Genomic DNA, 11,618 nt, shown 5'->3' with positions numbered 1-11,618 from the left:
TTTTCCTATAATATTATCATAATCATGCCTGGTTGGCGCGCAAAAAAACATACCGGCTTTCCGACACGATATTTGTAGGCCATAAGCCATTGAATTCCCTACAATAATAGGAATATATTTTTTTGTCCAAAATGAATAAAATAAAGAAAAATGTAAGCGATATCATTTGGAAAGGAGGGGATTTTTCACCTAAATATTTTAGCGTACCATCTTTTTTAAATGATCAAGTTTTAAAGGGGAGGATTGTTACATGAACGAAGGGGCATTAGTCTTACAAGGACAAGGGAGAACTTCAAAAAAATGGTTTTTTACCGCTCTGCTTTCAGGCCTTATTTTTTTGGGGGGACTTTTAGCTGTACTCGGCATTAACGGGGTTGCCGTTGCAGCAACTGTCGGCGGCATTGGCAAATTCAATGTTTCATTCAAACAAATGCAAGGTACCGGGTTTAAATTATACGGGAGTTTATACGGGGATCCATCCAAAGGGGAGGACCATGTCAAACCGGTCTTTGTCAATGAAATTGATAAAGTGACGATCCAGGACTTGGTTATTTCAAAAGATGTTAAGATTCCGGTTCTTGGCGATTACCAGGTGAAAATTACGGCGGGCGACGGAAACACACCTGTACACCTTAATGGGCTGATTCAAAAAGCTGCGCTTGTCCAGGGGGATGCAGTCTTCACCAATATGAATATTTCGGAAAATTATGTCACTGCCGATGACCCTCAAGCTGCTTCAAAGGCTTTTACACAAGGGGCAGATACTTTAACAATCAAAAACGGCAGCCTGGATACACATTACCTATTCCAAAAAGTCGCAAATCTTCCGAACCTAAAAGTGCAGTTTGTCAAAAAATAGGCTTTTCTTCAAGGAGTGATCATAATGGGCAAGTTCCATATGTTCCGCATGAAATTTAGAAACTGGAGAAGAAGCCGGCCATTCTGGGGGGCAACGTTTACGTTGCTCTCCGGGATGATCATTTTATATGTGCCGGTCCAACTTCTTGAAATTGCAGCCGCGCCCGGAAGCATGGTGTCGATCGGCCTCATTTTCGGTGGCTTGATTTTTCTGATCGGCGGAATGGGTTATTTTTTCCCAAAATTTAATATGGTGTTCGGCATTTTGGCCATTTTTCTGTCTGTCCTTTCCATCATGGGGGCGATGGGCGGATTTTTCATTGGAACCCTGCTCGGTATAATCGGCGGGTCTTTATCTGTTTCATGGCGGGTAATCAGGCAGGAGGAAGTGCCGGCTGGTGTGGGCCCGATGGAAGAAATTGCCGCAGGGAGTGCAGAAGAAAGATAAAGACTATACACAGAAATGGTGAGGCAAGTGAAGAAAACAAAATCTTTCCTATTGACAGCCGCATTTATTGCATTTAATTTTTGCTTTTTTACAAACATTTCAGTGGCTGAATCCCCCGTAACAGACGGCTTCATCATTGAAGCAGACCGCGTGGAAGGCGCGATGCTTCCGCCCGGGATTACAGCAGGCGATACAGCGACAAAACAAAATCAGGTCATGCTCCGCCTGCAGTATGCGGATGTCACCATTTACGGCCTGAAAATCACAAAAGTGCTGCAAACGCCTGAGGGACCGGTGACGATCCATATGAATGCCCCCGGCCCGATTCAATTGAAAAATATGCGGGTCGATGCCACAAAGGTGAACTTTGGCGGCATTTACGTTCCGGAAAAAGCCAGACAGATCGGCATGAAAAACGTCCGCCTTGTTGCCCATCAACAGCTTGCTGACAATGCCGATCTGCCGGGTCTTAACCTATCGATGGAAACCGGCGCAGCCGATATTGACACTTCCGGTTCAGATGAGGAAACATTGCGAAAGCAGGCTGATCAGCTGACACAACTGCTGCAGGGCGGCACTCCTGAAAAAAACAAAGAAGAAAAAAACGACAAGTCTGATACGGCTGATAAAGCGAAGGATGGCACGCAGGATAAAGCGAAAACAGAAAAACAGGATACAGAAAAACATAACGATGCGAAAACGGATGGCAAGGTTACGGATCAAAATAAAAATAAGGAATCAGAAAACACAGATGATACAAAATTGGACAACACTGGCACAGAACCTGCTTCCGGTCAGGAAACGGAAAAGAATCGCACCACTACAAAGACTGCTCAGGATCAGAGCAGCACAGATCAAAATGTTCAACAAAAAGAAGGCAGCAGCGCCGAAAATTAGGGGCGCACTGCCTTCTTTCCCATTATTGGAATAATCCCCGGATCGCGTCAAAGATGTTTTGGAAAAAGTCTTTTACGCTTTGCCAAAAATCTTTGTCTCCGGCCGCTTTGTTGATCTTATCGCTCAGTTTGTCGGACAAGGAACTCAATTCGCTTTTGACCGAACCAAAATTGATGTTGAGCTTACGCATCTGGTCGAATAAATCATACAGCAGCTGGCGGTCGGAATCGCTCAAATTGATGTTTAAATCCTTCAATTTATCATCGACGATTTTTTCAATATCTTCTTTTGTTGCCGGATGCTGGTTTGCAATTTCCTGCTTAATTTCCGTAAGAAGCTGGGTCACTTGATCATTGCTTAACCCTTCCTTTTTCGCCAGATCCGTCGCGACACTCAGTTCCTGGCTGGCCACTTCCGTCCGGTCTGAATTAAGTTTATCCCCGGATTTATCCGAATTGTCGTAAGCTTTATAAATACCGACAAGCGCTGAATGTCCGGTTACTTTGAGCGGGGAAGCCACTTCTACTTCCGCATTTTTAATTCCGGCAGTGAGCAGCGCATTTTTATACATATCCGCCGTTACTTCTGTAATATTTTCCGGTGTTACAATATTCACCTGGATACCGCCGGAGTCCGTTCTTGTAATTTTTGCGGATGAATACATGTTCGAATTGCGGTTGCCATCAGGGATGTAATGGACAAGATCATCGCCGGTTACGGTAATCTCTTCGACATTGTTTGCATCGTCCACGCCAAGTTCCTTTTCCACCTCTGCTTTTTGCGAGGCAGAAAGAGCCGCGCCTGTCGCAACGATCGGTTTCCCGTATTTTTCATCGATCACTGTACTGTTATCGCCGGACGCTTTTGCCACACCGTTCATGGTGAACCCAAGCGCAATCATAGCGATGAACCAGATCCATCCCAATCTTTTTAGCATTCTTTTTTTCCCTCCCTTTTTGAAATGTTGCGGGCTTGCCGCGCTGCCATTTCAAAAGCCTACAAACCTGCTCATCATGATGCATCATTTCTATTATACACGATTGCACCTTCCGTTTTCCCTAAAAATATGATGAGAAAACCAGGGCCTAGTGTGGGGGAGGTGCAACAATTTTAACCATGTACGGAAAGTTTATTTAGAGCGTCCCTATGTTAAGATAGGCGGCTAAATTTACGGGATTCCTTCACTTAGAACGCCTATGTTAAGATAGACACGATTTTTCTCCAGCTTCCTTAACATAGAACGTCCCAACGTTAAGATAGACACAATTTTTCATGCCCTTCCTTCACTTAGAACGCATCTACTTTAAGATAGACGTTGATTTTCACGTGCTTCCTTTACTTAGAGCGCCTCTATGTGAAGATAGACATGATTTTTCTCCAGCTTCCTTAACATAGAGCGCCCCTATGTGAAGATAGACGCAATTTTTCATGCCCTTCCTTCACTTAAAACGCATCTACTTTAAGATAGATGCAGACTTTCACGTTCTTCCTTAACATAGAAAACCTCTACGTTAAGATATGCCCCGCCGTCCTCTTCCTTCACTTCAATGCCCATGCCGCAACAAAGGCGGCATGGGCAAATTAGTTTCGACTATATAAAGTAAACTTGGACCCCAGCACGTTTTTTTGCAGCTCGGCGGTCATCCGAACAATGTCCGGATCCGGTCTAACGATGGATTTTGCCTGTTGATTGTGGATGGCATATACCGGTTTCGCCTCCGATTGTGCCTGCGTCATCTCCCACTTCTCTCCCTTTTTTTCCAAAGTGAGACTGATCACGCCGAGATGACTCCCCCACTTGCCGGGCATTACTGCTGGCACGCCATTGATTGTCCCTTTCCGGATATCGACGCCGGGGACGCCGGCAAAAAATTCGCTTGGGAACACCCGATGCTGATGCCCAAACAGAATAGCATCGATCCCTTTTACCTCGCTTAATAAATAAACGGCATCGCCTGTATAAAACGGTTGTTTCGCAGCCGGATCCACACCACAATGGGCAAGCGCGATGATCAGGTCGGCTCCTTCCGCCTTCATTCGCGGGACAAACCAGGCAGCCGTATGCAGGATGTCCTTTGCTTTGACTTTGCCGCCAAGGCTCGGTTTTTCCCATTCAATGACTGAAGGCGTAACAAATCCGATGACCCCGATTTTCAGATGATGATGGTGCCCGCTCCGGTCTTCCACTTTTTTATCCAGAATCACATAGGGTTTGAAAAAATTTTGGTCATCTGTATCATTTTTTTCGAAATTATAGTATATATTGGCATTTACAAACGGAAACTTTGCTCCATTGATCGTCTGTTTCAAAAAATCAAGTCCGTAATGAAAATCATGATTGCCCACGGTCGCTGCGTCGTAATTTAAATGATTCATCACGCGGATAAACGGATGAATTTCCCCCTTTTTTAACGGTCGACGGGCAACATAAGCAGCCATTTCGTTCCCTTCAAGTAAGTCCCCATCATCAAACAGCATCGTATTTTTTGCCGTCTTCCTCTCCGCTGCAATGAGTGAAGCCGTAAGAGCAAGGCCATAAGTCTCCGCCTCAGTGCGAGCGGCATAATCATAATTCAGCATATAGCCGTGCAAATCCGATGTCTCCAGCAAACGCAAGTCGACAGTGGCCCGTTTCGATTGAAACCAAAAAGCCGCATCCGCATGTTCCGTCCGGGGAAAAAGAGCGAGGGACAGTACCGCTACCCACAGTAGCATTTTTTTGTCCATCTTTATCCCTCCAAAAAATCAATACATGCTGCTGTGAATAGTTTGTGCCCTAGGGCGCTCATTATTTCAGTCCGACCGGTAACAATCCTTGGAAAGAGAGGCACAATTTTTCCCGACAAAAATCTGTATCGCTCCAAAATCAAAGCCGATCAGGGTAAACATTGCTTCTGGCGACACATCAAGAAGGAGTTCAACTTATATGGATGAAGTTTTCACACCGAGTCCGAGCGCCAATTTGCATGATGACTCCAGTAGGCAACAGAGCTAGCATAATTTGATGGAAATGTAAAAAACTACCGACGTTCTTTACTCGCAAACAAAAAAGGCGCGCTGCCTCTATTCCGGCAGTGCACCTTTTTTAACTTCATCGCTCATCTTAAGATTCCGTTACATATTTGTGATCTTTGGAATCGTGCCCGCCGCCGCTGATTTCGGCAAGGTACGCTTCTGCTTTTTCTTTATCATATTTTCCTTCCCATTTTGACACAATAATGGTTGCAAGCGTATTGCCAACGACATTGCAGGCTGTTCTTGCCATATCCAGAATACGGTCAATGCCGGCAATAAATGCTAAGCCTTCAAGCGGAATCCCGACCGTCCCCAGCGTCGCTAAAAGCACAACGAATGAAACTCCTGGAACACCGGCGATGCCTTTTGACGTAACCATCAGCACAAGCACCAGCGAAATTTGCGCACCGATGGACATGTGAATCCCGTACATTTGCGCAATAAACAGCGCCGCCAGCGACTGGTACAAGGTCGAGCCGTCCAGGTTGAATGAGTACCCGGTCGGAATCACCAGTGTAGTGATCGATTTCGGGCAACCGAATTTTTCCATTTTCTCCATGAGCCTTGGCAGCACCGCTTCCGAGCTTGCAGTGGAATAAGCAAGGATCAATTCGTCTTTCAGGATTTTGAAGAGATTGAAAATATTTACACGGAAAAGCCAGGCAATCAGGCCAAGCACGACAACCACAAAGAAAATAATCGTGCCGTAAACCGTGAAAACAAGTTTGCTTAGCGGAATCAATGACTTGAGGCCGAATTGTGTAACGGTTACACCAATCAGGCCGAATACACCAATTGGAGCCACTTTCATGACCAAATTAGTGACATAAAACATTGCTTCACTGACACCCTGGAAAAAGCGGAGCACCGGTTTTCCTTTTTCCCCGATGGCTGCCACCCCAATCCCGAACATGACAGAGAAGAAAATGATTGGAAGCATATTCCCTTGTGAAAGGGATTCAAACAAGTTCGTCGGCACGATACTTAAAATCGTATCGACTATGCCATTGTGTTGCGTCTCTTTTGTTGTTTCCACATAGCTGCTGATCGATGTTTTTGCCAATGAGCCCATATCCACCCCTGTCCCCGGATGAAACAAGTTTCCGGCCAGCAGTCCTACTACAATCGCGATGGTCGTGACAATTTCAAAATAAATCAATGCTTTCAGGCCAAGCTTTCCAACCTGTTTCATATCGCCTGCGCCGGCAACACCGACAATCAAGCTTGAAACGACAATCGGAATCACAATCATTTTAATCAAGCGCAAAAAGAAGTCGCCAAACGGCTGGAGAATATGGGCCACGGTGTCATTGCCGTGGAAAATGCCGCCAATCGCAATACCTAGTATCAGGCCGATAAAAATCTGCCAGGCTAAGCTCACTCTTTTCATGAAGTTTCCCTCCCAGATGCCAATATTTTTCAAAAAGCGCAGTACGCAAGCTGCATACCGGATTGTTTGTAAAACTCAAATCGCAAGTCCTGCCAGTTTCCGGCTTTACCCCGAAAACCAAATTTGTGGATTAAAAAAACCACGAAAGAGAGAAATTCCTTCGCAGCATTTTTGCTTAAAAGGCGTGTCCAAAAAACACACACAGTTCTCTCCAGACGCTTACGAGGTTAGCTGACGGATTAGGGAATAAAGAGTTTCCCTACCTTTCAATGAAAGGTTTCACCCCTGGTGCATAGAACACCTGTTGGTTCCCCCGTTTACATAAACATGTAATTGAGCGATGATATGAAGTTTTTAAAAAATAAAAAAACAACTCATCCTTCTTCAATGTTTTAGCGTCCTTTGCCATTATATAATATTTTAATATAATATAGCAAATAAATTTTTTATAGGGAGGGCTCGGGCGCGATCGCGTTGCATATCCGACAATTCGGTATGGGTAAAACTTTACTGGAAGAGGCGAATGAGTGAAAAAAAGGGCAGGCACTCTATTACCGAAATGTACACAGCTAAATGAACATCTAGAGAGTGTTCTTCTCATGGATTATGAAAGGAGTCTTATTGACCGGAAATAGCATTCCACTCCTCAATTTGTTAAAATAGAGCCAGTTGATACTTTGTGAAAAGAGGTACATTATGACACTTTTTTATTTTGTGCGCCATGGCCAGACAGAATGGAACGCCGACCGGAACAGATATTGCGGTAGAAGCGATATCGGTTTGTCGCAGACGGGCGTGCGGCAGGCGGAACTGGCGGCAGGCGTTTTAAAGGACATTCCTTTTGATGTTGTTTATGCATCCACATTGGGCCGTGCTGTCCATACGGCGGAAATACTTGTTAAGGGGCGGAATTTGAAAATCCATCAAGATCCACGTCTTGTCGAAACGGACTTCGGTGCCTGGGAAGGAGAACGCCAGGAAGATTTTACCGTAAAATATGCGGATAATTGGGAGGCCTGGCTAAAAGATCCGGGTGCGACACATGCGGGTTATACGGGGGAAACGGCCGTCCAGGTCTATAACCGTGTCCGTGCCTGTATCGATGAGCTGGTGGAGAAACATCCGGAAGAAACCGTTCTTGTTGTTGCCCACAGCATGGCAATCCGCTTTTTCGTCGCCGGAACCCTTGAAGTCCCGTTTAAAAATTACCGGATGATCCCACAAGACAATACTGGAATTACGATTTATAAAGAGATCCCGGAAAACGCCGGATTTCTGGCCATTAATCTTAATACGCACTTATCTTCCATAAAAAGTTGAGAGTTGCACCTATGCTGTAGAACCCTGCCCATGCCGGTTGAACAATGGAACCGCATGGGCAGAGGCTATATTGGGGCTGGGGCATTTTGAACGTAAGCTACAATGCTTTTTTATAATTGATTTCCTCTAAACCTGGGATAAGGTTGGTGGACATGGACGTCATGTAAAGGAAAACAGGGAATGTCGATTTTATAAAGGCATGGAACTGTCCTGCCTGCTTGAGGGGTTGCGAACTGTGGACTTGGTAAAGAGACTGACCGCTTGTCCGGACTTATCTTTGCCCGCATAAGTCAGTTCAACGTATAGAGAAGTTAGCATTCCTCTTTCCGATAGAGGCATTCTTTTATATATTGAGGCAAAGCCAGAATGGAATTCGTTCAGCAACCCTTTTGCGTGCCAGTATGGGACTAGAATCGTTAACGGTGTTATGGAAGGGTGGATAAATAGACCCGTCATTTTAATGAAAGCGTTTACAATTTAAAAAGGGGTTAAATCAGCATCGTTTTCATGCTAAACTGGAAGGGAGACTGTAAAAAAAGAGCCTGGAGACCATATTACTCTTACTTTGAATTTGGGAACAGTAAGTAAGAATCATGAGAAAATAGGGGGGTATTTTTTGCTGAAGCATCTATTTTCTTTGTGTCTCCGGCTCTTTGTCAACTTTTTGTACAGATGCTCTTCAACAAAATAATTTCTATACACTTATATTATACACAATTATTTTGGAAGTCAACCATCTTTTTTGATTTTTTTTAAGGAGCAGTAGCAATGGCCGATCACGGGAATGAAAACATGGAAAACGTTAAAGAAATATTCGCAGCCCGATTGAAAAAAGTGCGGACAGCTCAAGGCTACAGCCAGCCTGAACTTGCGAAAAAAGTCGGGGTAAGCGACCGGAACATTTCGAACTACGAAACTGGATACAGTTTTCCTTCTATTAAGGTGTTATACCGTATTTCGCAAGTGTTAAAAGTTTCAATTGATTATCTTTTGGGCCTTACCAACCATGCCGGTCTGAAGACAAATGAAGCGGTCAGTAATCCGGAAAAGAAACTGCTTGAAACGTTGAGCCATGAGCCGGATTTATACCAAATGATGCTGAAAGATCCTGAGAAAATGGCAAACCGGATTTATCAGACTTGGAATTTGATCAGGGAACTGGACGACGAGGATGACAGAAATACATAATCGGGGGGCGGCTGAATACGAAAAAGCCCAGGACTCTGAAAGAATTCCAGGAACGAAAAAACAAGGGGGATTTTAGACCGAAAGTTGTTTGGAAGTGCGGCGAAATCGAAATTAATCAGTTTTATGGGTGCTTTCTTCTGTTTGGATTTTGTTGAATGAATCGAATACAAGCCAAGTAAGGTTTGCTCAGCAAATCTTACTTGGGACTTACTAATAAACAAGGGTAGAGGCTTGACAAGGATTCGGTCAGCTTGGCCAACTTTAATGTAAAGGTTTCATCAAAAATGCAGGGAAAAATTTGCACGCTAAAGCTAATTCAACTTGTAGAGAAGACAGCACTCAAGCATTTCTTCTATAATATCGAGACAGCACTTGTTGACAAATCGGTTACAAGTTAAAATCTGATTCGTTGAGCATGTTCTAATCGGGGATTACTAAATTCATCGGAAATTTCGGATATGGTAAGGGGTTTTCCTCTTGTTCCGATACTTTCCAGCTTTACGAATTACGATACTTCTTGGTTTTTCTCAGAAACCAGCATGATCATAAATGACTTGTCTCGCTATCACGGTCAATTTTCCCAAGCGTATAAATACGACAAATTAGAAAAGAACTTGACATTTAAGACCTTTAACCTGATTTATGTACTTAATTCCATAAACCAATAAAGGTTGGGAAAAAAATAAACAATTCACTAGTACCAGCGACTCTAGATTTCGGTGTTTCAAATTTTAGTAATTAATATGTCTCCGTAAAACTATCCTATAAAAAATAAACAAAATATTGCCAGTTTGTTGTCTGCCGCAAAAAGTAGTTCTCCATGTAATGGATACTCAGGCTGGATTTTTAAAACTTAAACCTGAATCCGTGACGAAATTTTCACTTAACGTTAACCCATTCGCATGAAATCTAGTATAATAAGCATATCCATTAAATTTAACTCATTCCACATTCAGGTGATCTAATGAAAAAGTTAGTGATAGAAGCCACGAAAGAACGAATTGTTGCCCAAAGCGGTTTAGCGATAGTAGGGAATTTACTAAATCTAACGAATTTAGCTTCCAGGTTAAATGCCTATCGACTCCCTGATATTTCCAGAAATCCCGTCTGTTCCAATGCTGATGTAGCCAAATCCTATATTGGCCTGCTTTGCCAAGGAAAAAGTGATTATGACAATATTGAAACCTTCCGCGAAGATGCCTTTTTTGCACTGGCTTTGGATATCCAAAGGGTTCCTTCCAGCCCGACTTTAAGGCAGCGATTGGACCATGCTGCCTTGACGGAAAAATGGAAAGCGATCTTGCATGAAGAATCGCTGAATCTGATCCGCAATACAAATGCGGAAATTAGCCCAGTTTACTCCAAAGACAAGCCGTATATCCCGGTTGATCTGGATGTCTCCCCTTTTGATAACTCCAAAACAAAAAAAGAAGGAGTGGAAAGAACCTATAAAGGCTGCGACGGTTATGCACCTATGTTCGGTTACATTGGGCAGGAAGGCTACTGCCTGCATGTTGAGATGCGAAAGGGAAATGACCACTGCCAAAAAGGTACGCCGAATTTTATCAAGGAAACCATCCAATCTGCCAGGAGATTAACGGATCAGCCATTGCTTTTCAGGCTTGATTCCGGAAATGACAGCCGGGATAATCTCATCATTTTCTTGGAAGAACATGCAAGCTTTGTTATCAAACGCAATCCTCGTAAGGAAAAAGCAGAAGACTGGCTTCATATTGCCCAAAAATATGGGATCTGCTGTGAAGAACGGGAAGGAAAGAAGGTTTACCTTGGATCCATCCCCGAAACCATTCAATTAAAAGACCAGATACGAACCATCCGAAAAGTCTTTAAAGTGATCGAAAGAACCATCTCAAGAGACGGCCAGATTTTTTTGATTCCCGAATATGAATTTGAAACCTACTGGACAGATCTTGAAGTGCCGCCTCATGTGGTGATCTCTCTCTATCATGACCATGGCACATGCGAACAGTTTCACAGTGAAATTAAATCAGAACTGGATCTGGAACGGTTGCCATCGGGCAAATATGAAACAAATGGCCTTGTGCTCCATTTTGGTGTATTTGCGTATAATTTACTTCGTTTGATCGGACAAGAAAGTTTGAAAAAACAAGATGCACCATTGAAAAAGAAAGCAACACGAAGAAGAATCCGAACTGTCATCCAGAATATGATTACACTGGCTTCAAAGCTTGTTTACCAAGGTCGGCAATGGAAATTAAAAGTGACGGCGACCAACAAATGGTTGCCGACTTTTGCTCGCTTATACGATGCCTTTTACTAGACAACCAGGGTAATAAGCGATAAGAAGAAAAGCCGAAACAAACCAGAAAACTTGCAAAAAAAATGGAAATTTGCAGGTTTATTTTTCGTGCCTAAAATAAATGAAATAGGAAAAAATTTACCTACCAAAGTTACAAAAATATATTTTATGAATAATCAGTTACATCTAGAAATCCACACTTGGGAAAACTACCTATTACC

9 protein-coding genes and 1 riboswitch are annotated in these 11,618 nt (G+C 43.4%); of the genes, 6 read left to right on the top strand and 3 right to left on the bottom strand.

What is annotated here, in order from left to right; genetic code table 11:
- Positions 1–250 precede the first annotated feature (250 nt).
- From ABR335_RS03580 to ABR335_RS03570, 3 genes are read left to right on the top strand one after another with little or no spacing between them, the layout of a single operon-like run.
- Entirely contained in the window at positions 251–859 is a 609-nt protein-coding gene (locus tag ABR335_RS03580) for a DUF6230 family protein (RefSeq protein ID WP_014097216.1), read from the top strand.
- A 24-nt stretch (positions 860–883) separates the two neighbouring features.
- A complete protein-coding gene (locus ABR335_RS03575) occupies positions 884–1,306 on the top strand; it encodes a DUF6114 domain-containing protein (protein WP_017551460.1) in 423 nt (140 codons plus the stop codon).
- A 27-nt stretch (positions 1,307–1,333) separates the two neighbouring features.
- On the top strand, positions 1,334–2,203 hold the full coding sequence (locus ABR335_RS03570; protein ID WP_235430807.1) for a hypothetical protein: 870 nt from the start codon (positions 1,334–1,336) through the stop codon (positions 2,201–2,203).
- Positions 2,204–2,225: 22 nt separating this feature from the next.
- On the opposite strand, the gene ABR335_RS03565 is transcribed toward ABR335_RS03570, so the two are convergent.
- From ABR335_RS03565 to ABR335_RS03555, 3 genes are all read right to left on the bottom strand, one after another.
- Positions 2,226–3,140: a DUF1002 domain-containing protein gene (locus ABR335_RS03565; RefSeq protein ID WP_017551458.1), complete on the bottom strand. Its 915-nt coding sequence runs from the start codon at positions 3,138–3,140 to the stop codon at positions 2,226–2,228.
- Between the two features lie 644 nt (positions 3,141–3,784).
- A complete protein-coding gene (locus tag ABR335_RS03560; protein ID WP_026684954.1) occupies positions 3,785–4,930 on the bottom strand; it encodes a metallophosphoesterase in 1,146 nt (381 codons plus the stop codon).
- 376 nt (positions 4,931–5,306) lie between these two features.
- Complete coding sequence (locus ABR335_RS03555) at positions 5,307–6,608, bottom strand: cation:dicarboxylate symporter family transporter (RefSeq protein ID WP_026684953.1); 1,302 nt, start codon at positions 6,606–6,608, stop codon at positions 5,307–5,309.
- Between the two features lie 202 nt (positions 6,609–6,810).
- Positions 6,811–6,958: riboswitch (cyclic di-AMP (ydaO/yuaA leader) on the bottom strand.
- A 346-nt stretch (positions 6,959–7,304) separates the two neighbouring features.
- On the opposite strand from ABR335_RS03555, the gene ABR335_RS03550 reads away from it, so the two are divergent.
- From ABR335_RS03550 to ABR335_RS03540, 3 genes are all read left to right on the top strand, one after another.
- Positions 7,305–7,928, top strand: coding sequence for a histidine phosphatase family protein (locus tag ABR335_RS03550; protein WP_251460488.1), 624 nt, complete (start codon positions 7,305–7,307; stop codon positions 7,926–7,928).
- A gap of 768 nt (positions 7,929–8,696) precedes the next feature.
- Positions 8,697–9,116, top strand: a complete 420-nt coding sequence (locus ABR335_RS03545; RefSeq protein ID WP_035183676.1) for a helix-turn-helix domain-containing protein — start codon at positions 8,697–8,699, stop codon at positions 9,114–9,116.
- A gap of 964 nt (positions 9,117–10,080) precedes the next feature.
- Positions 10,081–11,418 carry an IS1380 family transposase gene (locus tag ABR335_RS03540; RefSeq protein WP_110133754.1) on the top strand — a complete coding sequence of 446 codons (1,338 nt, stop codon included), beginning with the start codon at positions 10,081–10,083 and terminating at the stop codon, positions 11,416–11,418.
- Positions 11,419–11,618 lie beyond the last annotated feature (200 nt).

Source organism: Heyndrickxia faecalis (assembly GCF_040267745.1).
Taxonomy (GTDB): domain Bacteria; phylum Bacillota; class Bacilli; order Bacillales; family Bacillaceae_C; genus Weizmannia; species Weizmannia faecalis.
The sequence above is the reverse complement of the archived record's forward strand: the minus strand, read 5'-3'. Positions and strand labels throughout refer to the sequence as shown.